This is a genomic window from Novosphingobium sp. PhB55 (assembly GCF_004368805.1).
Classification (GTDB): Bacteria; Pseudomonadota; Alphaproteobacteria; order Sphingomonadales; family Sphingomonadaceae; genus Novosphingobium.
Window position 1 is genome coordinate 491949 of the sequence record NZ_SODQ01000001.1, and the last position, 24103, is coordinate 516051.

The window sequence follows — 24103 nt, forward strand, 5'->3', positions numbered from 1 at the left end:
ACTGGCGGCCTAGGCCACCAGCTCGCCAAACGCCTTGTCCCAGTAATCCGGGCCTTCGGCTTTGGCTTGAAGAATGATCGGGTTGCTGTCCTGCTCCTCGCGGATCACCGCGCGGTATCGGTCAGCCTGGAACTGGTGCATCGAACCGCCGTACTCGCCCTCCGTCGTCGACCAGGCGCCCGTTTCGAGCATCCAGTCGATGAAGACCTTGCCGGCTTCCTTGGCGTGCTTGCGCACTTTGGGGCCGAACTTGCGAACGGCCACCGAGACCTTGTCCTCGAAGATGAGCTGCAATTCACCATAAGGGTAGAACCGCGGCGCAACCGTGAGTTCGGCAGCCTGTCCGGCAATATAGTAAGCGATCATGTGGTCGATAAGGTCGGTCATCGTATGGCCCCTTGCCTCTGGTGGGTTCCCGGCACCAAGGCCGGGCTCCCGCCTGCATAGGCAAAGGGACATGCCGGGTCGAAAGCTCGCTGGGCCGCACCGGCAATGATCGCCGATGCGGGGTGCGGCACGGATGCCGCCAGAAGAGCCCGACCCGCCAATCCCATCAGGCCAGCATCCCCACGAACTTTTCGAAGAGGTAGAAGCTGTCCTGCGGACCGGGGCTGGCTTCGGGATGATACTGCACGCCGAAAGCCTTCTTGCCCTTGATCGAGATGCCGCAGTTCGAACCGTCGAACAGGGAGACGTGCGTCTCCTCCACGTTCTCCGGCAGAGTCTGGTTGTCGACCGCGAAGCCATGGTTCATCGAGGTGATCTCGACGACGGCGTCGTCCAGGCGCTTCACCGGGTGGTTGGCGCCGCGATGGCCCTGGTGCATCTTCGAGGTCTTGGCGCCGGCCGCGAGGCCGAGCATCTGATGACCGAGGCAGATGCCGAAGATCGGCACGTCGCGCTCCAGCAGCGAGCGGATCACGGGAACGGCATATTCGCCGGTCGCCGCCGGGTCGCCCGGGCCGTTGGAGAGGAACACGCCCGCCGGCTCCAGCGCGAGGATCGCATCGAGCGAGGTTTCGGCAGGCACCACCGTAACGCGTGCACCGGCCTTCACCAGGTTGCGGAAGATGTTGTCCTTGGCGCCGTAGTCGATGGCGACGACATGCGGGAGAGCGTCGCCCTCCGCCGCACCGAAGCCTTCGCCGAGCTCCCAGGTCGAGCCTTCCCAGCCCTCCTGGATTTCGCGGCTGACGATCTTGGCAAGGTCCATGCCTTCGAGGCCGGGCCATTCCTGGGCGCGCTGGATCAGGGCGGGAATGTCGAACTCGCCGGCCGGGTTATGGGCGACGACGGCGTTGGGTGCGCCTTGCAGGCGGATGCGGCGGGTGAGCGCGCGGGTGTCGACGCCCGAAAGACCGACCTTGCCCTTGAGCGCGAGCCAGTCGCCGAACTCACCGGCAGAGCGGAAGTTCGAGGGCAACGTCACGTCTTCGCGGACGACGCAGGCCACGGCGCCATCGACCCTGGATTCGAGATCCTCGTCGTTGACACCGACATTGCCGATGTGGGGGAACGTGAAAGTGACGATCTGGCCCGCGTAGGACGGGTCGGTCATCACTTCCTGATATCCGGTCATCGCGGTGTTGAAGCAGACTTCGCCGACTGCTTCGCCGACGGCTCCAAAGCCGCGGCCCCAGACCACGTGTCCATCGCTCAGGACGAGAACGCCTGTCGCCCCTTCAGGTTTGGGCGCAAGCGTATATGCGGCGTCGGCCATGGTGGGTCGCTCCGTTTACGGCGTTTCTGACTATGTGTGCTAAGGGCTGCCCGCTAGAGAGGGTTGTGCACCGCGTCAAGGCGCGAGAGGTGCAATTTGGCGCGCGGCTTGCTAGTTTTGCGCCACGACACTTCCCCAAACCTATCAGAACAGCAGGAAAACAATGCTTCGTGATTCGATCAAGGCCGCCCAGATCACCGCGATGAAGGCGGGCGACAAGCCGCGTCTCGCCGCCGTGCGCCTCATCCTTGCCAAGATCAAGGACCGCGACATCGAACTGCGCACCGCCGATTCTCTTCCGGACGACGATGCCATGGTGATCGACGTGCTCCAGAAGATGGTGAAGCAGCGCCGCGAATCGATCCAGCTCTTCGAGGAAGGTGGCCGTCCCGAAAAGGCCGCCGACGAGAAGGCCGAACTGGAAGTGATCGAAACCTTCCTGCCCGCGCAGCTCTCCGAGGAAGAGACCAAGGCCCTGATCGAGGCCATCAAGGCCGAAGTCGGTGCCGAGAGCATGAAGGACATGGGCAAGGTCGTCGCCGCGCTGAAGGCGCGCCACGGCACCCAGCTCGACATGGGCAAGGCTTCGGGCTGGGTGAAGGCGGCGCTGGCCTGACCTGACACGAAATCGGGCGGCAGGACCGTGCTTACTCCCCAATGGCTCGACCAGCTTCGCACGCGGGTAACGCTGTCTGCGCTGATCGGTCGCTCGACCCGCCTCACCAAGGCGGGGCGCGAGTTCAAGGCCTGCTGCCCGTTTCATAACGAGAAGTCTCCAAGCTTCACCGTCAACGACGAAAAGGGCTTCTATCACTGCTTTGGCTGCGGCGCACATGGAGATGCGATCCGCTGGATGACGGACCATCAGGGCCTGTCGTTCATGGACGCGGTCAAGGAACTGGCGGCCGAGGCGGGCATGGACGTCCCTGCCCCCGATCCGCGCGCGGCCAAGGCGGCGGAAAAGCGCGATACGCTTCATGACGTGATGGCCGCCGCGCAAGCCTGGTTTGTGCAGAACCTGTCTTCGCCCGGCGGAGAGGCGGCGCGCGCCTATCTCGGCACGCGTGGCTTCGATGCCCATACCCTCCAGCGCTTCGGCTTCGGCTTCGCGCCCGAGGGGCGGCAGGCGATGAAGGAAGCGCTGAGCAAGTTCCCCGAGGCGATGCTGATCGAGGCGGGCCTGCGGATCGAAGTGGAGAACCGCGATCCCTACGACCGCTTCCGCGGCCGCCTCATGCTGCCGATCGAGGACGCGCGCGGCCGCGTCATCGCGTTCGGCGGGCGCATCCTCTCCAAGGAGAAAACGGATGCGCCGAAGTATCTGAACTCCCCGGACACGCCCCTCTTCGACAAGGGCCGCACGCTCTACAACCTCCACCGCGCCGCGCCTGCCGCGCGCCAGTCGGGCCGGATGGTGGTGGTGGAAGGCTATATGGACGTGGTCGCCATGGCGGCGGCCGGGATCGGCGAATGCGTCGCCCCGCTGGGCACGGCGCTGACCGAGCAGCAGATCGAGATGCTCTGGCGCCATGTCGAAATGCCCGTGCTCTGCTTCGACGGCGATGCGGCGGGCCAGCGCGCGGCGATGCGCGCCGTCACCCGCGCCCTGCCCCTGCTCCGTCCTGCCCATTCCCTGCGCATCGTGCGCCTGCCCGAAGGTCTTGACCCGGACGATCTCATCAAACAGCGCGGCGCCCGGGCCATGGAAGAGACACTCGGCGCGGCCAGAAGCCTGATCGAAGTGCTCTGGGAAGTGGAGCGCGACGCGCAGCCGCTGACCACGCCCGAGGACAAGGCCGGCCTCAAAGCCCGGCTGATGGCGCATGTCGATGCGATCCAGCACCCGGATATCGCCAGCCTCTACCGGCGCGAATTCCAGGACCGTTATTCCGAATTCGCCTTTCCCAAGCGTGAAAGCCGCTGGCAGCAGGGTGGTGGCGGAGGTGGTGGCGGCCAATTCCGTGCAAACCAGCCGCGCGGCGGTCGCGGGAACTTCCAGAACGGCCGCTGGCAACCCCAGGCCGAATCGACCCCCGAATCGCTCGAACGCCTGCGCCGGGCAACCGGCGGCGGCGCGCGGGATGCGCTCTCGGCCGCAGTGCTTGCCGGGCTTATTCAATGGCCTGCGCAGGTTCGCCGCCACGCCGAGGCACTGGCCCGCACCCCCGGGCTCGATCCGCGCTTCGGGTTGCTGCTCGATTGCTGCCAGGCCAGCGGCGCGCTTGAAAGCGACCACCTCGCCACCATATTGGTCGAGAATGGCCTGGAGATTCCCGGCACCGCAGAATACTCGGGTTTGCGCTTCGGGTTCCTGAACACCGATACCGGCGCGGACCAGGCGGCAGAGGATCTGGCCCAGGCAATCGACCTCCTGGTAGAGCGTCCGGTTCTGGATGCGGCATTGGCTCAGGCAACGGCAAGGTTCGAAAGCGAGTTGTCTGAAGAGGCATTTGCCGATCAGCAGCGCCTGCTCAAGAGAAAGCTGGAATTTGATAGTCGGCTCAGGCAAATGGCGACAAGACAGGCGGCTTCTTCCTGACGGTATAATCGGGTTGAATGCACGGGGATAACGGCGAAGAATGAGCAAGAACGACAACACCGGCGGCGACGACGGGACCGACGCACCGCTGATCGACCTGAACGAAGGCGCGATCAAGAAGCTGATCGCCCGCGCCAAGCGCCGGGGTGTCATTACTTACGACGAACTGAACGAAGCTCTCCCGCAAGACCAGATGTCCTCCGAACAGATCGAGGACATCATGGCCGCCATCTCCGAAATGGGCATCAACATCGTGGAGAGCGATGAAGATTCCGAAGGGCAGCAGGAAGACGACGACCGCGACAACGAGGAGTCCGATTCGGACGACGTTTCGCCCCGCATGGTGGTCGATACCAAGAAGAAGGAAACGGTCGAGCGCACCGACGACCCCGTGCGCATGTACCTGCGCGAGATGGGCGCCGTCGAACTGCTCAGCCGCGAGGGCGAAATCGCCATCGCCAAGCGGATCGAAGCCGGCCGCGACATGATGATCCTGGGCCTCTGCGAGAGCCCGATCACGTTCCACGCCATCATCCAGTGGTCCGAAGCGCTCAACAACGGTGAGATGCAGCTGCGCGAGATCCTCGATCTCGACGCCATGCTCTCGAAGGAGCCCGCGCCGGAAAGCCTGTCCGAGGACGGTGAAGGCGACGACGACGGCGAGATCAGCGAAAAGACCGCCGGCCCCTCGTTCAAGGACGAGGACGAAGTCGAGGAAGAGTCCGGCGACGAAGTCGACGAGGACGGCAACCCGATCCCCAAGCGCGAAGCCGAGGAAGAGGAAGAGGAAGAGGACAACACCCTCAGCCTCGCCCAGATGGAAGCGGCCCTCAAGCCCGAAGCGCTTGAGAAGTTCATGCTCATCACCGAGCTGTTCCAGGCCTTCGAGCGCCTCCAGTCGGAGCGTCTCGACGCGCTGGCGCTGGGCATCGATTTCCCGGCCGCCAAGGAAGACCAGTACCAGCAGCTGCGCGAAGACCTGACCGCGCAGGTCGAATCGGTGAAGTTCCACGCGACGAAGATCGAATATCTCGTCGACAACCTCTACGCCTTCAACCGCCGCCTCACCACACTGGGCGGCCAGATGCTGCGCCTGGCGGAGCGTCACAAGGTGAAGCGCGCCGACTTCCTTGAGACTTATGTCGGCCGCGAGCTGGACGACACCTGGCTCACCGACATGGCCAAGAAGGACAAGAAGTGGGCGGCCTTCGCCGAGGCCGAAGTCGATCCGGTCGAACGCATCCGCGCGGAAGTCTCGGACATCGCCGCCGCCACCGGCATGGCGCTTCCCGAGTTCCGCCGCATCGTCAACATGGTCCAGAAGGGCGAGCGCGAGGCGCGCATCGCCAAGAAGGAAATGGTCGAGGCGAACCTGCGCCTGGTGATCTCGATCGCCAAGAAGTACACGAACCGCGGCCTTCAGTTCCTGGATCTCATCCAGGAGGGCAACATCGGCCTGATGAAGGCGGTTGACAAGTTCGAGTACCGCCGCGGCTACAAGTTCTCGACCTACGCCACCTGGTGGATCCGTCAGGCGATCACGCGTTCGATCGCGGATCAGGCCCGCACGATCCGTATCCCGGTCCACATGATCGAGACGATCAACAAGCTGGTCCGCACCAGCCGCCAGTTCCTCCACGAGCAGGGCCGCGAGCCCACGCCCGAGGAAATGGCCGAGCGCCTGTCCATGCCGCTCGAAAAGGTCCGCAAGGTGATGAAGATCGCCAAGGAGCCGATCTCGCTCGAAACGCCGATCGGCGACGAGGAAGATTCGCACCTAGGCGATTTCATCCAGGATACGAACGCGATCATCCCGGTGGATGCGGCGATCCAGGCGAACCTCAAGGAAACGGTCACCCGCGTCCTTGCTTCGCTGACCCCGCGCGAGGAGCGCGTGCTGCGCATGCGCTTCGGCATCGGCATGAACACCGACCACACCCTTGAGGAAGTCGGCCAGCAGTTCTCGGTTACCCGCGAACGTATCCGCCAGATCGAGGCCAAGGCGCTGCGCAAGCTCAAGCACCCGAGCCGCAGCCGCAAGATGCGCTCGTTCCTCGATCAGTGAAAGCAGCGAAATCTCAGGAAAAAGCCTCGCCGAAGCGGGGCTTTTTTTTGAACTTCGCCGGTTAACCTATCGCCCGCAAGGACGCTGGTCGACCACGTCGTAGCCCTTCGCCCGCGCCATACAGGCATTGTTGAAGGTCTGGCGCTTACCGCGCTTCACCGCGCATACCGGTGCATATTCCCGCGTGCACATCGCCGGTTGCTCAGGGCGCGGCGGAGGCGGCCGATGGGGGCGGTCCGGTCCCGGCATGGTCTCCATGCATCCCGCCATCACCAGAATGCCGGCCATACCCAATGTCGACAGCACAATACGCTTCACGGTCGCTCTCCCTTCCGCGGGTCAAAACCGCCACGAGGCTGCCCGCAGCTTGCGGTAATCGCAAGACTACAGTCTTTCCTCATCCGGAATAACCCTTAGCCCTTCACCCCGAGCTTACGAACCTGGTCGTAGGCCGCCACGCTTGCTGCCGGGGCGTCCCACCGCACCCAGAGCGCGATCCCGATCGCCAGTACCAGCAGCGCCGCGGCCGCCCCTCGCGCCGCCCCTTTCGGCAGCGGCCGCCTTAGCGGCACGAGCACCGGCACCGCCATCAGCAGCGGCACCAGACAAACCATCGGAACGACCGGCCCCACCGCCTGCATCAGCGAATAGCCCAGGAGCAGCGCATAGCCTGTCACCAGCGCCGCAACGATCACGCTCGCAAGGACCGGGTCGCGCCTCGGCATCGCGCCTCGCAGCAAGGCGACCACGCCGCCCAGCAGCAAGGGCACGGTCAGGACATAGGCCGCCGTCGGCGCGAAAACCTGGAACGCCGCTCCGGCCAGCCAGACCGGCAGGACCAGCCCCACTTCGCCCGATGCCGAATCGGGCCGCCGCCAGAGCAACGCCAGCCCCACCGCGAGCGAACCGCACAAGGCCACCACCTGAAGCCTCGGAATCGCCGCCAGCCGGTCGTAATAGTTCACCGGGCCGTCCGCTCCGGACACCAGGTTCAGCACCCAGAGCAACCCGCCGGTGAGGACGACAAAGGCCAGCATCCGCACTGCCCCGCCCACCAGCGCGGGAGGATCGAGCCGCCGCATGGCCATCATGCCATAGCCCGCGAAAGCCACCGCCAGCATCGCCCAGCCCCACCACGGCGCATAGTGGAGCACGAACAGGCCGAAGACATCGAAGAACACGATGTCCGGCGCCCGCCGCGGCAGTTCCGAGGTTTGCGTCAAGGCGCGCGCCAGTCCCAGGGTCTGCTCGCCCATCTGCTGAAGCGCACCGCGATCAAGGTTCTGCGCGGTCGCCAGCGGCGAGTGATAGAGCCCGGGCCTGCCGATGAAGGCGAAGTTCCAGGCGGCGTAGCCGCGCGGCAGGGCGACGCTCAGGTCGGTGTCGTTGGGCAGAATGCTGTAGATGAACGTCGCCAGCGAAGTGCCCGCCGGATGCGGCGCGGAAGCCGCCCAGATCCGCGCCGCTTCGCCGTTCAGCGCAGAAGTCTGGAACAGATTGGCCTTCCCGCCGCCCCCACGCGTCTCCAGATTGACGATCGCGCCGATCCGCCCTGCCTCGCCCGCCTCGGCAAAGAACATCTTCGCCCCGTGCAGCCCGGCTTCCTCGCCATCGGTCAGGATCACCAGCACATCGCGTTTCCGGTCGCGATCGAGCGAAAGCGCGCGCACCGTTTCGAGAATCGAGGCCACACCCGCGCCGTCGTCCGCCGCTGCCGGAGAGCCCCAGACGCTGTCGTAATGGGCCATCAGCGCCACGGCCGGGAGATTCGGCTCCTTGCCGCGCAGCAGCCCCAGCACATTGACCAGCGGAATGCGCTGCGCCTTCGCCCCGCTGCGCCGGTTGAGCGCCGCGCGTGCGCCTTCCGGAAACTGCCCGTTCTGCGTACGCACGGTCAGCCCCAATCCGCGCAGGCGCTGCATCAGATAACCGCGCAAGGCCGCGTGCTCGTCCGAGCCGCTGGGATGCGGCGCGCGGGCAATGCGCTCGACATCGCCCATGGCCCGCATGGCCGAGAATTCCGCGGGCGGCGCGGAAACCGGCGCGGGGCGCGGCGGTGTCGTGCCCAGGATGGCGAGCACGATCGCCAGAAGGATCGCCGCCATCAGCCACTTGCCGTTTTTCATGCGATCCTCCTGAAATTCCGGTAACATTCCCCGTGCACAATGCCACTTCCCTCACGGGGAACCAGTCCCTTTCGAATCCGTTCGCGCGCAAGACTCGCAATGCGACGAAGTCACGACTAAGGGGAGGCGCAACGAATCTCCGCATCAGGACAGGCAGCCCGATCCCATGCGCATTGCGATTGCTTCAGACCACGCCGCCATCGACCTCAAGGCGACCCTGCGTGAATACCTTATCGAGCAAGGCCACGAAGTCGCCGACCTCGGCCCGGACACCGCAGACCGTGTCGACTATCCCGACTACGGCTACAAGCTGGCCTCCGTCGTTGCCGACGGTACGGTCCAGTTCGGCGTCGCGCTTTGCGGCTCGGGCATCGGCATCTCGATTGCCGTGAACCGCGATCCCGCCTGCCGCTGCGCGCTCGTATCCGAGCCGCTCTCGGCCGCCCTGGCGCGTGAGCACAATGACGCCAACGTCATCGCCATGGGCGCTCGCCTGACCGGCGAAGACATGGCCAAGGCCTGCCTCGATGCCTTCCTTTCGGCCGAGTTCGGTGGCGGACGCCACGCGGGCCGCGTCGAAAAGCTTTCCAACCCCGTCTTCTGAAACGGAGAAACCCGAACATGACTGTAGATACCGCCATCCGTTCCGCCGGTTTCTTCACTGACGGCGTTGCCCAGAGCGACCCCGCCGTCGCCAAGGCCATCGGCCACGAACTCAGCCGCGAGCGCAAGCAGATCGAACTGATCGCCTCGGAAAACATCGTTTCCAAGGCCGTGCTGGAAGCCCAGGGCTCGGTGCTGACCAACAAGTACGCCGAAGGCTATCCCGGCAAGCGCTACTACCAGGGCTGCGAGCCTTCGGACGAAGTGGAAACGCTCGCCATCGAACGCGCGAAGCAGCTGTTCGACTGCGGTTTCGCCAACGTCCAGCCCCACTCGGGCGCGCAGGCCAACGGCGCCGTGCTGCTCGCCACCGTGAAGCCGGGCGACACCATCATGGGCATGAGCCTCGATGCCGGCGGCCACCTTACCCACGGCGCGCGCGCCGCGCTTTCGGGCAAGTGGTTCAAAGCCGTGCAGTACGGCGTGACCAAGGACACCCACCTGATCGACTACGATGAGGTCGAGGCCCTGGCCAAGGAGCACCAGCCCAAGCTGATCATCGCCGGCGGCTCCGCCTATCCGCGCGTGATCGACTTCAAGCGCATGCGCGAAATCGCCGATGCCGTGGGCGCGCTGTTCCAGGTGGACATGGCGCACTTCGCCGGCCTCGTCGCCGCTGGCCTGCACCCCTCGCCGTTCCCGCACGCGCACATCGCCACCACCACCACGCACAAGACGCTGCGCGGCCCCCGTGGCGGCATGATCCTCACCAACGACGAGGCGCTGGCCAAGAAGATCAACTCGGCAGTGTTCCCCGGCCTTCAGGGCGGCCCGCTGATGCACGTCGTCGCCGCCAAGGCCGTCGCCTTCGGTGAAGCGCTGCGCCCTGAGTTCAAGGACTACGCCGCGCGCGTGATCGAGAATGCGCAGGTCCTCGCGGCAACGCTCAAGGCACGCGGCGCGGCGATCGTCTCGGGCGGCACCGACACCCACCTCGCCCTGATCGACCTCTCGCCGCTCGGCGTGACCGGCAAGGACGCGGACGAGGCGCTGGAACGTGCGGGCATCACCTGCAACAAGAACGGCATCCCCTTCGATCCGCTGCCGCCGATGAAAACCAGCGGCATCCGCGTCGGTTCGCCGGCCGGTACCACGCGCGGTTTCGGCCCGGAAGAATTCCGCGAAATCGGCAACATGGTCGCCGACGTGCTCGACGGCCTTGCCAAGTGCGGCGAAGCGGGCGACGCTCAGGTGGAGCAGAACGTGCGTGCGCGCGTTGAAGCGCTGTGCGATCGATTCCCGATCTACGAGGACTGATTTCAGGAGCCCTAGTGCCATGACCGACCCGAACCGCCCCAACGACACCGGTGATTTCATGTCCGACGCCCGCCATGAGCTGGCCGGAATGCTTCAGGATGGCATGGGCCATCCCTCCACCAAGCCGGTCTTGATCTGGGGCGCGGCGGGTGCGGTCGCGGCCGCCGTGCTGCCGTTCGTGTCTATCCCGCTCGGCCTTGCGGTCGGTGCGGGATACCAGTTCTACAAGCGCGTGCGCCCCTGAAAGTCTCTCAAGTCTTGAAAGTAGCTGACTGAATGCGCTGTCCTTTTTGCGCTCACGACGATTCCCAGGTCAAGGACAGCCGCCCGACCGAGGACAATACCGCGATCCGCCGCCGCCGCCAGTGTTCAAGCTGCGGCGCGCGGTTCACGACTTTCGAGCGTGTGCAGCTTCGCGAAATCACCGTGGTGAAGAGCGACGACACCCGCGAACCGTTCGACCGCGCCAAGATCGAGCAGTCGGCCACTCTCGCCTGCCGCAAGCGCGGTATCGAGCGCGAGAAGATCGACCAACTCGTCTCCGGCGTGCAGCGCCAGGTCGAGACCCTGGGGGAATCGGAAGTATCCTCGCGCGAGATCGGGGAAATGGTGATGGAAGGCCTGCGCCAGCTCGATTCCGTTGCCTATATCCGCTTCGCCTCGGTCTACCGCGCCTTCAACGAAGCGCGTGACTTCGAGGAATTTGCCGGAACAGTCCGCGATGTCGCGGGTCCGGGCGCCATGGAAGGCAGCAAGAATGACTGACGTGAACAAGCCGGTCGTCGTGCTGGTCCGCCCGCAACTGGGCGAGAACATCGGCAAGGCCGCGCGCGCCATGCTGAATTTCGGCCTCGTGGAAATGCGCCTGGTCTCCCCGCGCGACGGGTGGCCCAATCCCTCTGCCGGTCCGGCTGCGGCGGGTGCCGACGTTGTCCTGGAGCAAGCGGAAGTCTTCGAGACGCTGGCCGAAGCCGTGGCAGACTGCGCCAATGTCTACGCCACCACCGTGCGCAAGCGCGGCGTCACCAAGCCCGTCGTCACCCCCGAGCAGGCCGCGCGTGAAATCCACGCCGCAGCGGAAGCCACCGGCGCCCGCTCGGCCTATGTCTTCGGCCCGGAGCGTTCGGGCCTGGAGACCGAGGACGTCGCGCTCGCCCGCGCGATCCTGACGGTGCCGATCAATCCCGAGTTCGCCTCGCTCAACCTGGCGCAGGCGGTGATTCTCTGCGCTTACGAATGGTCGAAGGGCGCGGCGGCGTCCGGCGAACTCGCGCAGCCCACGCAGGAGGAATTGCTCCCCCCTGCCCCGCAAGACGAATTGGAAGGCCTCATCGGCCACTTCGAGCAATTGCTCGAACCCAAGAACTATTTCTGGCCCGAAACGCGCGCGGCGGCCAACCGGCTGACCTTGCGCAATCTTCTCACGAAGCCGGGCTGGAATCACCTCGAAGTGCGCACCCTTCGCGGTGTGCTCTCTGCCCTCGGAAACAAGCGTCGCCCGCGAGATTGAGGGGGTTTTCCACCCATCTCGCTTGACATTCCTGCCCGAGCCCGTATGGGGCACCCCTTCACATGGCGCCTGCCTTCTTGACAGGTCTGTCCATTCGGCCCCGCACCCCGGTGAAGCGGCGGCCGCATTCCGCATATTAGGCGGAATGGTGCGCCCCGGGAAAACATGGACCGCTTCCACCGTGGCAGCGGCAGCAGAAAAGGAGAACGACTTATGTCGAAGCGTAAAAGCGCCAAGTACAAACTCGACCGCCGCATGGGCGAGAACATCTGGGGTCGCCCGAAGAGCTCGGTCAACCGCCGCAGCTATGGCCCTGGCCAACACGGCCAGCGCCGCAAGGGCAAGCTGTCTGACTACGGTCTGCAGCTGCGCGCCAAGCAGAAGCTCAAGGGCTACTACGGCGACGTGACCGAGAAGCAGTTCAAGGCTACCTACCAGGAAGCCTCGCGCATGAAGGGCGACACCGGCCAGAACCTGATCGGCCTGCTCGAGCAGCGCCTGGACATGGTCGTGTACCGTTCGAAGTTCGCGCCCACCATCTTTGCGGCTCGCCAGATCGTTTCGCACGGCCACATCCGCGTCAACGGCGTGAAGTGCAACATCGCTTCGCGTCGCGTGAAGGTCGGCGACGTCATCAGCCTGGGCAACAAGGCCAAGGAAATGGCGCTGATCATCGAAGCCCAGAACCTTCCCGAGCGTGAAGTCCCCGACTACGTCGCTCAGGACGGCACCGACAAGGTGACCTTCGTTCGCGTTCCCTCGCTGGACGAAGTGCCCTATCCGGTGAAGATGGAACCGAACCTGGTCGTCGAGTTCTACTCGCGCTAAGTTTCGGGCCTATCGGCCAGAAATAGGAAGGGCGGCTCCCTCGTGGAGCCGCCCTTTTTGTTGCCCTGCGCAGTCTTATTTTTGCTGCGCCAAAACGCTGAAAAACCGCGCCGAATCGTTGGTTCTGTCAGGGAACGGACATGGAACTTGTGCATTAGACCTGCATCATGTCCCGATATCGTTTCATCACTCCCAATCGCACTGGCAAATGGTACCCCGACCTCGAAACCGCCAAGCAGTTCGCGGCCGAGATCGGTGCCGGATTCCTCGATTCCAGAACCGGACGCTTTGTGACGTACGTCGGCACCAAGCTAGAGATCGGCGCGCTTCATGAGGACCTGGAAGAGGGATTGGAGCCCGCCTGATCTAGGGTGGTGAGTATGCGGGCCTTTGGGCCTCGCTGACAGCCTTGGATCAGTAGCGCCGGGTTATTCCGGATGCTCGAAGCCGAGTCCGCGCGATGCGCCACCAACGCACTGCCGACGCGATGCGAACTTCGCAAATTGTGATCGCGCCTGCTGATACCATGTCGGTTGCCCAATACACATCGTCATTGCGAGCGTAGCGAAGCAATCCAGGCGGCTCTGCGCGACTCTGGATTGCTTCGCTACGCTCGCAATGACGAAGGGTGTGTGTGTGGCGGCTTAGGAGAGCGACGAATTGGGCTGGCCTCTTGGGATTAGCCCCGGAACATCACCTCCGCCTCGCCCCAAGCTCCCATCATGCCGGAAGGAGACCGGCACGCCCCTTTCAGGCTACCCTTCGCGTCCGGCGAAATAATCGCGGCGGAAATCGGCCGCGAACTGCGCGAAAGTGCCTGCGGCGATGGCGTCGCGCATGCCCTGCATGAGCTGCTGGTAGAACGAGATATTGTGCTCGGTCATCAACATGGCGCCGAGGATCTCGCCGGACTTGACGAGGTGATAGAGGTAGGCCCGGCTGTAGGTCCCGCAAGTCGGGCACTTGCAGCGCTCGTCCAACGGATTGTTGTCCTCGGCATGGCGGGCATTGCGCAAGTTCAGCGGGCCGTTCCAGGTAAAGGCCTGGCCGTTGCGCCCCGAACGGCTGGGCAGAACGCAATCGAACATGTCTACCCCGCGCTCCACGGCGCCCACCAGATCGTCGGGCTTGCCCACGCCCATCAGGTAGCGTGGACGGTCGGCCGGAAGCTGGCCCGGTGCGAATTCGAGCGTGGCGAACATCGCCTCCTGTCCTTCGCCCACGGCAAGACCGCCGATGGCATAGCCGTCGAAACCGATGTCGGTGAGCGCATCGGCGCTCGCCTTGCGCAGACCTTCGTCGAGCGCGCCCTGCTGGATGCCGAACAGCGCCGAATTGGCCGCATGCTCGCCGCCGCTGTCGAAACCGTCGCGGCTGCGCTTCGCCCAGCGCATCGACATTTCCATCGAGCGCGCGATCACGTCACGCGGCTGGTCGATCTTCGGGCACTCGTCGAAGCACATGACGATGTCCGAGCCGAGCAGACGCTGGATCTCCATCGAGCGCTCGGGCGTCAGCAAGTGGCGCGATCCGTCGAGGTGGCTGGCGAACGTCACGCCGTTCTCCGTGATCTTGCGCAGATCCGAGAGGCTCATGACCTGATAGCCGCCGCTGTCCGTCAGGATCGGGCGATCCCAGTTCATGAACTTGTGCAATCCGCCAAGCCGCGCGACGCGCTCGGCGCCGGGGCGCAGCATGAGGTGGTAGGTATTGCCCAGGATGATGTCGGCGCCGGTGGCGCGCACGTCCTGCGGCTTCATCGCCTTCACGGTGGCAGCGGTACCCACCGGCATGAAGGCGGGCGTGCGGATTTCGCCGCGACGCATCTTGATGACGCCGGTGCGGGCCTTGCCGTCGGTGGCGTGGATGGAGAATTCGAAACGGGGGTTCATGCGCCGCCCGTTACAGCCTTCAGAAGCCGTAGACCAGTGAGAAGCGCGAGATCGTGTCGGTCCGCAGCGATCCGTCCGGCGGCGAGGTTTCATGCTCGATCGAATAGGACATCCGCGCCTTCAGCCCTTTGGCCATGCCGGCTTCGAGGCCGGTGGCCGAGGTGAAGGTACTGTTGCCGGTTTCGATATAGGACGAGGCATCCTGGGTCAGCTTGATCGTCGGCCCGACCTGCCAGTCGAAATCGATCGATGTCAGTCCCGACCATGTCGTTTCCTGCGGCACGGTTACATAGCGCGTGCGGCGAAGCGCCGGTCCGACTTCCAGCGAGAGCGTCACATTGTCGCGCTTCAGGACGCGGTAGCCGAGACCGCCGGACAGCGAGTAACGGTCGAGGAAGCCCTGGATCCGGTCCTTTTCGTATTGCACGCGGCCATATGTGAAGAGGCCGTCGTTCAGCGTGTAGCGCGGCTGGTAGCTGGCCCCGTACTGCTCGCGCGAAACGACCCCGCGGTCCTTCTGATAGTCGGCATTGAGCTGCACGGTGTGCTGCCAGTTGAGCCCCTTGCGATCGAGCTTGACCGCGCCGGTATAGCCGAAATTGCTGGTATTGCCGGTTGCGCGGAAGGCGCCCAGCTCGACCTTGCCGGTCCACAGCTCCAGCAGCGCGGCGCGGCGGATGCGCTCCCTTTCGGCGTTCGCCTTGTCCGCGATCTCCTGGGCGTTCGCATCCAGGAACGCCTGGTGGATCGCGCGGATCTCGTCCTTGTCATAAGGCTGCGTGGAGAGCGCGGCCTTCACCACGGCACCGACGACGGCGGAGTCCTTGGTCTTGACCGCCGCTTCGAGCATCGATTTCACATTGCCCGGCAGGCGCGGCGGCGACACGGCGATGTAAGGCGGCGGAGCGACATAGTCCGGCAGTTCGAGGCGCACCGGCAGTTCCTCGACGGGGAACAGCGGCACCAGTTCCAGCTCGGGGAAAGTCTCGAAATGATAGGGCTGAAACTGAACCGACAGGGGTTCCTGGGCCTGCGCCGAGACGGCGATGAACAGAGCAGGCACACTAAAACAAACAGCCGAACGCATTGTCATGTCACGATATTACCGATTCAGGCGCGCAGGCGCCACCCCGTGCGGAAGATCCAGGCGATGAAGCTGACGCACAGCGCCAGGAAGCCCAGCGTCATGCCCAGCGACAGGCCGATCGGGAAATCGGAACTGCCATAGAAGCACCAGCGCAGTCCGTTGACCAGATAGACGACCGGATTTGCCATCGCCACAGACCGCCAGGGCTCGGGGAGCAGGTCGATGGAGTAGAAGGTGCCGCCCAAGAATGTCAGCGGCACGATGAACAGCACCGGAACGATGCCCAGCTTTTCGAAACTGTCCGCCCAGATGCCCAGGATGAAGCCGAACAGCGAGAAGCTCGCCGAAACCAGCAGGATGAAGCCCAGCGCATAGAACGGATGGGCCACCGTATAGTCGACGAAGAACGTGGCGGTGGTGAGGATGATGGCGGCCAGGATCAGCGACTTGGTGGCCGCTGCACCCACGAAGCCGATCAGCGTCTCGGCCACGCCGACGGGCGCCGAAAGCAGCTCGTAGATCGCGCCGGTGAAGCGCGGCATGTAGATGCCGAAGCTGCCGTTCGAGGTACTTTCGCTGAGCAGGGTCAGCAGCAGCAGGCCCGGCACGATGAAGGCGCCGTAGTTCACCCCGGCCATGCCCGAATCCATCTTGCTGCCGATCGCCGCGCCGAACACGACGAAGTAGAGCACGGTCGTCAGCACCGGCCCGAGGATCGACTGCATGGCCGTGCGCAGAGCCCGCATGACCTCGCGCTTGTAGATGGTCCAGGTGCTGCGTGCGTTGAAGGCGATCATGCCGCCGCTCCTTCCAGAAGGTCGACGAAGATGTCTTCGAGGCTCGATTCGCGAATGTCGATGGCGGTATAGTCGATGCCGTTCGCGACCAGGTCCTTGGTCAGCTGCGCCACTTGCGCCTTGCCGCCGCCCGAACCGTCGCCGCCGCGATAGACCAGTTCCAGCCCGTCGTCCGCGAGCGTGAGGTTGTAGTCCGCCAGGGCCGCGGGAATGGCGGGCAGCGGCACGGGAAGGCCGATATGCGCCTCGGTACGGCCCAGCCGCTTCATCAGCGAGCGGGTGTCCTCGACCATGCGGATGCTGCCGGCCTGGATGATCCCGACGCGGTCGGCCATCTCCTCGGCCTCTTCGATATAGTGCGTGGTGAGGATGATCGTGGTGCCGCGGTCACGGAGTTGGGCGATCTGCGCCCACATGTCGCGTCGCAGTTCCACGTCGACGCCGGCGGTCGGCTCGTCCAGGAACAGCAGGTCCGGTTCGTGCGCCAGCGCCTTGGCGATCAACACGCGCCGCTTCATGCCGCCGGAAAGCGCGCGGATCTGCGACTTGCGCTTGTCCCACAGGCTGAGCGCGCGCAGGATTTCCTCGATCCGCGCGGCATCGGGCGCCAGCCCGAACAGCCCGCGCGAATAGTTGACGGAATGGAGGACCGTCTCGAACATGTCGGTCGCCAGTTCCTGCGGCACCAGACCGATGCGGGCACGCAATGCGCGCCAGCCGTGAGTCATGTCCTCTCCGAAAGCGCGGATCGTCCCGCTGCTCGGTCGGACCAGGCCGCAGACGGCGCCGATCAGCGTGGTCTTGCCGGCACCATTGGGGCCGAGCAGTGCGAAGATCTCGCCCTTGTTGATCGTGAGGTCCACGCCCTGGAGCGCGGTGAAGCCCCCGGCGTAAGTCTTGGTCAGGCCGCTGATTTCGAGAATGGGTTCCATGGAGCGCGTGATGCGCGAAACCGGTGACAGTTCCAAGTCCCCTCAGGGTAAAAGTAGACTGGAATCTCCGTAGGAATAGAAGCGGTAACCCTCGCCGATGGCATGGGCGTAGACTTCCTGCATCCGCTCCAGTCCCATCAGCGCCGAGACCAGCATGAACAGCGTGGATTTCGGCAAGTGGAAGTTGGTCATCAGCCCGTCGATCGCCTTGAAGCGGTAGCCGGGGGTGATGAAGATCGCGGTATCGCCTTCGAAGGGACGAATCACATCGTCCTCCCCGGTCGCGCTTTCGAGCAGGCGCAGGCTGGTGGTGCCGACCGCGATGACCCGGCCGCCCGCCGCGCGCGCGGCGTTGAGACGGTTCGCTGTCTCTGCGTCGATCCGGCCCCATTCGGCATGCATGCGGTGGTCCGCGGTCTCCTCGGCCTTGACCGGGAGGAAGGTCCCCGCGCCGACATGGAGCGTGAGCGTCTCGCGCTTCACGCCTGCCGCATCCAGCCGCTCGATGAGTTCGGGCGTGAAATGCAGCGCCGCGGTGGGCGCCGCGACGGCGCCCTTTTCGCGCGCGAACATGGTCTGGTAGTCGCTGGCGTCCTGCTCGTCGGTCTCGCGCTTGCCGGCGATATAGGGCGGCAGCGGCATGCGCCCTGCCCTTTCGAGCAGGACTTCGACGGGCTCCTCGCCTTCGAAGTGCAAGGTCCAGCTGCCGTCATCGTGCCGCTCTTCGGCAAGTGCCGTGACGTCGGCAGGAAATTCGATGCGGTCGCCGGCTTTCAGGCGCTTGGCATTGCGGACGAAAGCCTGCCAGCGGCGCAAGTCCATGCGCTTGTGCAGGGTGGCGCCGATCCGCGCTTCTCCCCGGCGCCCTTCGAGCTGGGCGGGAATGACGCGGGTATCGTTGAAGACCAGGACGTCGCCGGCGCGCAGTTCGCCGGGAAGATCGCGCACGACGCGTTCGGCCATCGGGCCTGCATCGCGCCCCTGCACCACCAGCATCCGCGCCGAATCGCGTGGACGCGCAGGACGCAGGGCGATGTTCTCAGGCGGAAGGTCGAAGTCGAAAAGGTCAACGCGCATGGAGCGCCCCTCTAGGGGCGCTCACACGCGGCGTCATCCATTTTTCGCGTCAGGTCAGTTCGACTTCGACTTGCTGAGCTGGTCGGCCGTGATCGACTGCGGCGCCGGGGCGACCGGAGCAACCGGCGGCGGTGCCTTGTGCTCGGAAGCCAGCGAAGCCTGGACGATCTTCGTCGGGTTCTGCGGCGGCTCGCCGCGCTGGATCGCGTCGACGTACTGCATGCCCGAAATCACGCGGCCGAAGTTCGTGTACTTACGGTCCAGCGAGAAGCGCGGGTAGAACACGATGAAGAACTGGCTGTTGGCGCTGTTCGGCTCGTTGGTGCGGGCCATCGAGACGGTGCCGCGAACATGCGGCATCGCGTTGAATTCGGCGGTGAGGTCGGGAAGCTGCGAGCCGCCCTGCCCGGTACCCGTCGGATCACCGGTCTGCGCCATGAAGCCGTCGATCACGCGGTGGAAGATCTGGCCGTTGTAGAAGCCCTGCGCCGCCAGCGTCTTGACCCGCTCGACGTGATGCGGCGCCCATTCCGGCATGAGCCGAATGGCGACGCGGCCACCGTCCGAGAGATCGAGCAGGAGCACGTTCTCGGGCTGGTGCGTGACGTCGGGATCGACGAAAGTGGGCAGCGCTGCCACCGGCGGCGTCGGGGTCGGATCTTCCTTCTTCTTGGCCAGAGCAGGCGTAGCCGCCAGCGCCAGGCCGATCATCGTCGCGGTAAGGGTCAGGCGAAACGTCATCGAATACTCACAGGAAGGAAGCCGTTCAGGCCAGGGGCGATAGTGCCCCGCTGCTGACGTGACAATGAATGAATTTGTCGCAAGGACCGCGTGAAGGGTTCTGCGAGGTTCTCAGTAGTCGCCGAGGAGACCGTTGCGGGAGACTCTCGCCATCACGTCCTCGCGCACGGCGGGGCTCACGAACTTGGCGATTTCCCCGCCGAACATGGCGATTTCCTTGACCAGCTTGGAGGCGATCGGCTGGAGGCTGACGTCCGCCATCAGGAACACCGTCTCGATGGAGGGATTGAGCTGCTGGTTCATGCCCGCCATCTGGTACTCGTACTCGAAGTCCGCGACGGCGCGCAGCCCCCTCACGATGACGCTGGCCCCCTGCTTCTGCGCGAACTTCATCAGCAGCGCGTGGAAGCCTACCACGGTGACGTTCTCGATCCCCAGCGCCGCCACTTCGCGCTCGACCATGGCCATGCGTTCTTCGGGCGTGAACAGCGGATTCTTCGAAGGGTTCGTCGTCACGCCGATAATCAGGCGGTCGACCAGCTTGGCGCCGCGCCGGATGATATCGGCATGGCCCAGCGTGATGGGATCGAAAGTGCCGGGATAGACCCCGATACGTTCACCAAGGCTCATCAATGATCCCTCTCGATGATATAGCGCGCCACGGCACGCAGCAGGTCGGCTTCCTTGCCGTGCTGCGCCAGGTGGCCGATAGCCTGTTCGACCAGCATGCGGGCCTGTTCGCGGGCGCGATCCGGGCCGAGCAGCGAGACGAACGTCTCCTTGCCCGCCGTGGCGTCCTTGCCCACGGCCTTGCCGGCGACGGAAGCGTCGCCCTCATGATCGATGAGGTCGTCCGCGATCTGGAAGGCGAGGCCGATGTCCCGCGCATAGCCGCGCAAGTGGGCGCGGCCTTCCGGCGGCAGGCGCCCGAGGATAGCACCCATCTCCACCGCCGCGCCCAGCAGCGCGCCGGTCTTGAGCTGCTGCAGCCGCGTGACGGTCTGGAGATCGAATTCGCTGGTCTCGGCCACGAGGTCCATCATCTGCCCGCCGGCCATGCCCTGCGCACCGCTGGCATGACCCAGCGCCTGCACGAGTTCGATGCGGGTGAAGGGATCCGCGCTCGTGGCCGGATCGCCCAGCACCTCGAAAGCGAAGGCATGGAGCGAGTCGCCCGCCAGCACGGCCGTGGCCTCGTCGAAGGCGAGATGAAGCGTGGGCTTGCCGTGGCGCAGGGCGTCATCGTCCATGCACGGCAGGTCATCATGGATCAGCGAATAGACGTGGATCGATTCGATGGCGATGGCTGCGCGAATCGCCGCCTCGCGCACGACGCCGTACATTTCCGCGACTCCGGCGAGCAGCAGCGGCCGCAAACGCTTGCCGCCGCCGATCGCGGCGTAGCGCATGGCCTCCACCAGCCGTGCCCGCGCATCGTCGGGAACCGGCAGCAGCGCATCGAAGGCGCCGTCGATTTCCTCGGCTATGCGGGCGAGGCCTTCGAAAAGGATCGGATCGGTCACGGCGACCTCACTCACGAATCAGCGATCCGCCGCGTCGAACGGCTGGGTTCCTGCCGGAGCCCCATCCGGCCCGGCGACGATGCGCTCGATCCGTGCCTGCGCGGCATCGAGCCGCTTCTGGCAATGCTGGCGCAGCGCTTCGCCGCTTTCGTAGAGCGTGATCGAGTCGTCGAGCGGCACATCGCCGCTTTCGAGGCGACGCACCACGTCCTCCAGCGCACGCAGCGCATCTTCGAAACTCATGCCCGCAATATCCGGGCCGGCACTATTGGGGGCGCCAATTTCAGCACTGTTCTCAGTCATGCCCACCGCAATGGAGCGGCCGCGTTCGGCGGTCAAGGCGGGACTGGGGGACGGCACTTCGGCAAACGGCGAGGGGCACGGCGAAATGGCCTCGTTTTTACGTCTAGCGAAGCGCCACGCTCGGCGCTAAGGCGCGTCGCATGTCCGAAATCACTCCCGATGTCGTCGAGGCGCATGGCCTCAATTCCGAGGAATACGAGCGGGTCCTGAACGCGCTCGGCCGAGAGCCCAACCTGGTTGAGCTTGGCATCTTCTCGGTCATGTGGTCCGAGCACTGCTCGTACAAGTCGAGCCGCTTCCACCTGAAGCAGCTGCCCACGAAGGCTCCCTGGGTCATCTGCGGCCCCGGCGAGAATGCGGGCGTCATCGACATCGGCGACGGGCAGGCCGCCATCTTCAAGATGGAAAGCCACAACCACCCCAGCTACATCGAGCCTTTCCAGGGCGCCGCCACCGGCGTCGGCGGCATTCTGCGCGACGTCTTCACCATGGGCGCCCGCCCGGTCGCCAACATGAACGCCCTGCGCTTCGGGCGCCCCGAGCATCCGAAGATGAAGCACCTGGTGCAGGGCGTGGTCGAAGGCATCGGCTCCTACGGCAACTGCGTGGGCGTGCCCACCGTCGGCGGCGAGACGAACTTCCACAAGGCTTACGACGGCAACATCCTGGTCAACGCCATGACCGTGGGCGTTGCCGATACGGACAAGATCTTCTACTCGGCCGCCACCGGCCTCGGTAACCCCATCGTCTACGTCGGCTCCAAGACCGGCCGTGACGGCATCCACGGCGCCACCATGGCTTCGGCCGATTTCGACGAGCATTCGGACGAGAAGCGCCCGACCGTGCAGGTGGGCGATCCCTTCACCGAAAAGCTGCTGATCGAGGCCTGCCTCGAACTCATGGCCACCGACGCGATCGTCGCGATCCAGGACATGGGCGCGGCCGGCCTCACCTCCTCGTCGGTCGAAATGGCCAGCAAGGGCGGCGCCGGCATTCGCCTGAACATGAACAATGTGCCCTGCCGCGAAGAGGCGATGACGCCTTACGAGATGATGCTCTCGGAAAGCCAGGAGCGCATGCTCATGGTGCTCCAGCCCGGCAAGGAGCCGATGGCCGAGGCGATCTTCAAGAAGTGGGAACTCGACTTCGCGGTGATCGGCGAAGTGACCGACACCGGCCACATGGTTCTCGAATTCGACGGCGAAGTGGTCTGCGACATCCCGCTCGGCCCGCTGGCCGACGACGCGCCGGAATACGAGCGTCCCTACGTTTCGCCGGAAGAATACAAGGCCTGGGCCAAAGTTCCGGCCCTGGGCGACGTGGCGGAAAGCGCCGACATCGGCGCCGATCTGCTCAAGCTGATGGGCACGGTCGACCTCGCCTCGCGCAAGTGGATCTGGGAACAGTACGACAGCCAGGTCGGCGGCGACACGATGCAGAAGTCCGGCGGCGACGCGGCCGTGGTGCGCATCCACAACACGCCCAAGGCGCTGGCGATCAGCACCGACTGCTCGCCCCGCTATTGCTACGCCGACCCTTATGAGGGCGGCAAGCAGGCCGTGGCCGAGACTTATCGCAACATCAGCGCGGTGGGCGGCCTTCCGCTCGCCATCACCAACTGCCTGAACTTCGCGAACCCGCAGCGCCCCGAAATCATGGCGCAGATCGTCGGCTGCCTGAACGGCATGGGCGATGCCTGCCGCGCGCTCGACTATCCGATCGTCTCGGGCAACGTCTCGCTCTACAACGAATCGAAGGCCACCGGCGGCGGCTCGGCGATCCTGCCGACCCCGGCGATCGGCGGCGTGGGCATCCTGGCCGACCACGAGAAGATGGCGACCGTTGCCTTCAAGAACGTCGGCGACGAGATCTTCCTGCTCGGCGCGCCTGAGGGCAAGCTCGGTTCGCACCTCGGCCAGTCGCTCTGGCTGCGCGAGATCGCGGGCCAGGAAGCCGGCGAAGCACCCAAGGTCGATCTCACGGTCGAGGCCGAAAACGGCGCCGCGATCCGCGAGTGGATCGGCGCGGACAAGGTTACCGCGGTCCATGACGTCAGCGACGGCGGCCTGCTCGTGGCCCTGGCCGAAATGGCGCTTGCCAGCGGCCTCGGCTGCAATCTCGACGTGGAACTGACCACGGCCGAGGCCTTCGGCGAAGACCAGAGCCGCTACCTCGTTACCGCCCCCGCCGGCACCGAACTGCCCGGCGCGCGCCGGATCGGCACCGTTGCGGGCACCAAGGTCGCCGGCAACGAAGTCAGCGATCTTCGCGACGCCAACGAAGCGTTCTTCAGGGACTGGATGGAGGGCTGATCGCTCTTCCTCCCGGAACGGAACCGGAAAAAGGGCGCCCCGACGGGCGCCCTTTTTTTCTGCTCGGTCAACCGCCGCCAGTGGAAGAGGCCAGCACGTTCACCGTCAATGCCAGGATGCCGAGGTTGAAGGCGAAAGCGAACAGGCCGTGGAAGGTGGAAACCCGCCGCAGGTCCGAATCGGTGATCTCGATGTCCGCGGTCTGGCAGGTCATGCCGATCACGAAGGCGAAGTTCACGAAGTCGGCAAAATCGGGCACGCAGCCGCCGGGGAAGTCCAGGCCTTCGTGATCTCCGCCGTCCCGGGAGGAATAATAGAGCCGCGCGTAATGGAAGGCGTAGATGAGGTTGGCGAAAGTCCAGCAGGCCAGCAGCGTCACCACCAGCAGCGCAATCTCGCCGGGCACGAGGCTCTGGTTGTCGAGCACCAGAGTGCCGAGCGCGGCGAGAATGATCGAGGATATCAGCCCGGTCAGCAGAAGCAGGAGGACCTGCCCCGCATCGTCGCGCTTGGCCTGACGGCGCATCACATCGGCCGTGCCGCCGCGCCATAGCGGGATGCAGCTCAGGGTGAAGACGATCACGGCCAGATCGAACGCGGTAACGACCGCCTCGACCTTGCGCATCAGGGACAGCAGCGGCCAGGGCGAGAGCAGAAGCGCGGCCAGGAACAGCAGATAGCGCGGGTGAGACAGCCGACTGAGAAAAGAGGTTTCATCGCCGGCCATCATC

Annotated in this window: 25 protein-coding genes; 11 read left to right on the plus strand and 14 right to left on the minus strand. The window is 65.0% G+C overall.

Features of this window, described 5'->3' with window-relative positions:
• Positions 1-9: 9 nt before the first annotated feature.
• Both EDF57_RS02325 and carA read right to left on the minus strand, forming a co-directional pair.
• Positions 10-387 (minus strand): hypothetical protein, encoded by a 378-nt coding sequence (locus tag EDF57_RS02325; protein ID WP_134092948.1) that lies wholly within the window; start codon positions 385-387, stop codon positions 10-12.
• 166 nt (positions 388-553) lie between these two features.
• Positions 554-1720, minus strand: coding sequence for a glutamine-hydrolyzing carbamoyl-phosphate synthase small subunit (carA, locus tag EDF57_RS02330; protein ID WP_134092949.1), 1167 nt, complete (start codon positions 1718-1720; stop codon positions 554-556).
• Between the two features lie 163 nt (positions 1721-1883).
• Between carA and EDF57_RS02335 the strand changes: the two genes are divergently transcribed.
• Genes EDF57_RS02335 through rpoD form a run of 3 tightly spaced genes read left to right on the plus strand, consistent with a single transcriptional unit; the run spans position 1884 to position 6324 of the window.
• Entirely contained in the window at positions 1884-2336 is a 453-nt protein-coding gene (locus EDF57_RS02335; protein WP_132262901.1) for a GatB/YqeY domain-containing protein, read from the plus strand.
• A gap of 27 nt (positions 2337-2363) precedes the next feature.
• A complete protein-coding gene (gene dnaG, locus EDF57_RS02340) occupies positions 2364-4259 on the plus strand; it encodes a DNA primase (RefSeq protein WP_134092950.1) in 1896 nt (631 codons plus the stop codon).
• Between the two features lie 40 nt (positions 4260-4299).
• Complete coding sequence (gene rpoD, locus EDF57_RS02345; protein ID WP_134092951.1) at positions 4300-6324, plus strand: RNA polymerase sigma factor RpoD; 2025 nt, start codon at positions 4300-4302, stop codon at positions 6322-6324.
• Positions 6325-6390: 66 nt separating this feature from the next.
• Here the strand turns inward: rpoD and EDF57_RS02350 are convergent, their stop codons facing one another.
• On the minus strand, positions 6391-6642 hold the full coding sequence (locus EDF57_RS02350; protein WP_132262905.1) for a hypothetical protein: 252 nt from the start codon (positions 6640-6642) through the stop codon (positions 6391-6393).
• A gap of 95 nt (positions 6643-6737) precedes the next feature.
• Positions 6738-8450, minus strand: a complete 1713-nt coding sequence (locus EDF57_RS02355; RefSeq protein WP_166675162.1) for a M28 family peptidase — start codon at positions 8448-8450, stop codon at positions 6738-6740.
• Between the two features lie 166 nt (positions 8451-8616).
• On the opposite strand from EDF57_RS02355, the gene rpiB reads away from it, so the two are divergent.
• The 7 genes from rpiB (at position 8617) to EDF57_RS02390 (ending at position 13073) form a co-directional block, all read left to right on the plus strand.
• Positions 8617-9054: a ribose 5-phosphate isomerase B gene (rpiB, locus tag EDF57_RS02360; protein ID WP_132262908.1), complete on the plus strand. Its 438-nt coding sequence runs from the start codon at positions 8617-8619 to the stop codon at positions 9052-9054.
• 17 nt (positions 9055-9071) lie between these two features.
• Entirely contained in the window at positions 9072-10370 is a 1299-nt protein-coding gene (gene glyA / locus EDF57_RS02365; RefSeq protein ID WP_132262910.1) for a serine hydroxymethyltransferase, read from the plus strand.
• A gap of 19 nt (positions 10371-10389) precedes the next feature.
• Entirely contained in the window at positions 10390-10614 is a 225-nt protein-coding gene (locus tag EDF57_RS02370; protein WP_132262912.1) for a hypothetical protein, read from the plus strand.
• Positions 10615-10646: 32 nt separating this feature from the next.
• Positions 10647-11135 carry a transcriptional regulator NrdR gene (nrdR, locus tag EDF57_RS02375; RefSeq protein ID WP_132262913.1) on the plus strand — a complete coding sequence of 163 codons (489 nt, stop codon included), beginning with the start codon at positions 10647-10649 and terminating at the stop codon, positions 11133-11135.
• Positions 11128-11880: an RNA methyltransferase gene (locus tag EDF57_RS02380; RefSeq protein WP_132262915.1), complete on the plus strand. Its 753-nt coding sequence runs from the start codon at positions 11128-11130 to the stop codon at positions 11878-11880. The genes nrdR and EDF57_RS02380 overlap by 8 nt, the downstream gene beginning before the upstream one ends.
• Before the next feature lie 213 nt (positions 11881-12093).
• Complete coding sequence (gene rpsD, locus EDF57_RS02385; protein WP_021235709.1) at positions 12094-12708, plus strand: 30S ribosomal protein S4; 615 nt, start codon at positions 12094-12096, stop codon at positions 12706-12708.
• 167 nt (positions 12709-12875) lie between these two features.
• Entirely contained in the window at positions 12876-13073 is a 198-nt protein-coding gene (locus tag EDF57_RS02390) for a hypothetical protein (protein WP_134092953.1), read from the plus strand.
• A gap of 390 nt (positions 13074-13463) precedes the next feature.
• On the opposite strand, the gene tgt is transcribed toward EDF57_RS02390, so the two are convergent.
• The 9 genes from tgt to EDF57_RS02435 form a co-directional block, all read right to left on the minus strand.
• Positions 13464-14600, minus strand: coding sequence for a tRNA guanosine(34) transglycosylase Tgt (tgt, locus tag EDF57_RS02395; protein WP_134092954.1), 1137 nt, complete (start codon positions 14598-14600; stop codon positions 13464-13466).
• 19 nt (positions 14601-14619) lie between these two features.
• The gene (locus tag EDF57_RS02400; protein ID WP_243840837.1) at positions 14620-15663 is read right to left on the minus strand and encodes a DUF481 domain-containing protein; all 1044 of its coding nucleotides are present in this window, start codon (positions 15661-15663) and stop codon (positions 14620-14622) included.
• A gap of 47 nt (positions 15664-15710) precedes the next feature.
• A complete protein-coding gene (locus tag EDF57_RS02405; protein WP_134092956.1) occupies positions 15711-16484 on the minus strand; it encodes an ABC transporter permease in 774 nt (257 codons plus the stop codon).
• On the minus strand, positions 16481-17416 hold the full coding sequence (locus EDF57_RS02410) for an ABC transporter ATP-binding protein (protein ID WP_132262923.1): 936 nt from the start codon (positions 17414-17416) through the stop codon (positions 16481-16483). Before EDF57_RS02410 ends, EDF57_RS02405 begins: the two co-directional genes overlap by 4 nt.
• A gap of 42 nt (positions 17417-17458) precedes the next feature.
• Positions 17459-18493, minus strand: a complete 1035-nt coding sequence (gene queA / locus EDF57_RS02415) for a tRNA preQ1(34) S-adenosylmethionine ribosyltransferase-isomerase QueA (RefSeq protein WP_134092957.1) — start codon at positions 18491-18493, stop codon at positions 17459-17461.
• A gap of 54 nt (positions 18494-18547) precedes the next feature.
• A complete protein-coding gene (locus EDF57_RS02420) occupies positions 18548-19234 on the minus strand; it encodes a peptidylprolyl isomerase (protein ID WP_132262927.1) in 687 nt (228 codons plus the stop codon).
• A gap of 111 nt (positions 19235-19345) precedes the next feature.
• Positions 19346-19864, minus strand: a complete 519-nt coding sequence (gene coaD, locus EDF57_RS02425) for a pantetheine-phosphate adenylyltransferase (protein WP_134092958.1) — start codon at positions 19862-19864, stop codon at positions 19346-19348.
• Entirely contained in the window at positions 19864-20772 is a 909-nt protein-coding gene (locus tag EDF57_RS02430) for a farnesyl diphosphate synthase (protein WP_134092959.1), read from the minus strand. The genes coaD and EDF57_RS02430 overlap by 1 nt, the downstream gene beginning before the upstream one ends.
• 3 nt (positions 20773-20775) lie before the next feature.
• Complete coding sequence (locus tag EDF57_RS02435) at positions 20776-21060, minus strand: exodeoxyribonuclease VII small subunit (RefSeq protein WP_134093259.1); 285 nt, start codon at positions 21058-21060, stop codon at positions 20776-20778.
• 140 nt (positions 21061-21200) lie between these two features.
• Between EDF57_RS02435 and purL the strand changes: the two genes are divergently transcribed.
• Positions 21201-23372 carry a phosphoribosylformylglycinamidine synthase subunit PurL gene (gene purL / locus EDF57_RS02440; protein WP_134092960.1) on the plus strand — a complete coding sequence of 724 codons (2172 nt, stop codon included), beginning with the start codon at positions 21201-21203 and terminating at the stop codon, positions 23370-23372.
• A 67-nt stretch (positions 23373-23439) separates the two neighbouring features.
• Here purL and EDF57_RS02445 read toward each other — a convergent pair whose 3' ends face one another.
• Positions 23440-24099 carry a DUF1345 domain-containing protein gene (locus tag EDF57_RS02445; protein ID WP_134092961.1) on the minus strand — a complete coding sequence of 220 codons (660 nt, stop codon included), beginning with the start codon at positions 24097-24099 and terminating at the stop codon, positions 23440-23442.
• Between the last annotated feature and the right edge of the window lie 4 nt (positions 24100-24103).

Excerpts from the sequence above, each read along its gene's own strand:
- EDF57_RS02325 (WP_134092948.1), bottom strand. The coding sequence starts at position 387 with ATGACCGACCTTATCGACCACATGATCGCTTACTATATTGCCGGACAG.
- carA (WP_134092949.1), bottom strand. The coding sequence starts at position 1,720 with ATGGCCGACGCCGCATATACGCTTGCGCCCAAACCTGAAGGGGCGACA.
- EDF57_RS02335 (WP_132262901.1), top strand. The coding sequence starts at position 1,884 with ATGCTTCGTGATTCGATCAAGGCCGCCCAGATCACCGCGATGAAGGCG.
- rpoD (WP_134092951.1), top strand. The coding sequence starts at position 4,300 with ATGAGCAAGAACGACAACACCGGCGGCGACGACGGGACCGACGCACCG.
- EDF57_RS02355 (WP_166675162.1), bottom strand. The coding sequence starts at position 8,450 with ATGAAAAACGGCAAGTGGCTGATGGCGGCGATCCTTCTGGCGATCGTG.
- rpiB (WP_132262908.1), top strand. The coding sequence starts at position 8,617 with ATGCGCATTGCGATTGCTTCAGACCACGCCGCCATCGACCTCAAGGCG.
- glyA (WP_132262910.1), top strand. The coding sequence starts at position 9,072 with ATGACTGTAGATACCGCCATCCGTTCCGCCGGTTTCTTCACTGACGGC.
- EDF57_RS02370 (WP_132262912.1), top strand. The coding sequence starts at position 10,390 with ATGACCGACCCGAACCGCCCCAACGACACCGGTGATTTCATGTCCGAC.
- nrdR (WP_132262913.1), top strand. The coding sequence starts at position 10,647 with ATGCGCTGTCCTTTTTGCGCTCACGACGATTCCCAGGTCAAGGACAGC.
- EDF57_RS02380 (WP_132262915.1), top strand. The coding sequence starts at position 11,128 with ATGACTGACGTGAACAAGCCGGTCGTCGTGCTGGTCCGCCCGCAACTG.
- rpsD (WP_021235709.1), top strand. The coding sequence starts at position 12,094 with ATGTCGAAGCGTAAAAGCGCCAAGTACAAACTCGACCGCCGCATGGGC.
- EDF57_RS02390 (WP_134092953.1), top strand. The coding sequence starts at position 12,876 with ATGTCCCGATATCGTTTCATCACTCCCAATCGCACTGGCAAATGGTAC.
- tgt (WP_134092954.1), bottom strand. The coding sequence starts at position 14,600 with ATGAACCCCCGTTTCGAATTCTCCATCCACGCCACCGACGGCAAGGCC.
- EDF57_RS02405 (WP_134092956.1), bottom strand. The coding sequence starts at position 16,484 with ATGATCGCCTTCAACGCACGCAGCACCTGGACCATCTACAAGCGCGAG.
- EDF57_RS02410 (WP_132262923.1), bottom strand. The coding sequence starts at position 17,416 with ATGGAACCCATTCTCGAAATCAGCGGCCTGACCAAGACTTACGCCGGG.
- queA (WP_134092957.1), bottom strand. The coding sequence starts at position 18,493 with ATGCGCGTTGACCTTTTCGACTTCGACCTTCCGCCTGAGAACATCGCC.
- EDF57_RS02420 (WP_132262927.1), bottom strand. The coding sequence starts at position 19,234 with ATGACGTTTCGCCTGACCCTTACCGCGACGATGATCGGCCTGGCGCTG.
- coaD (WP_134092958.1), bottom strand. The coding sequence starts at position 19,864 with ATGAGCCTTGGTGAACGTATCGGGGTCTATCCCGGCACTTTCGATCCC.
- EDF57_RS02435 (WP_134093259.1), bottom strand. The coding sequence starts at position 21,060 with ATGACTGAGAACAGTGCTGAAATTGGCGCCCCCAATAGTGCCGGCCCG.
- purL (WP_134092960.1), top strand. The coding sequence starts at position 21,201 with ATGTCCGAAATCACTCCCGATGTCGTCGAGGCGCATGGCCTCAATTCC.
- EDF57_RS02445 (WP_134092961.1), bottom strand. The coding sequence starts at position 24,099 with ATGGCCGGCGATGAAACCTCTTTTCTCAGTCGGCTGTCTCACCCGCGC.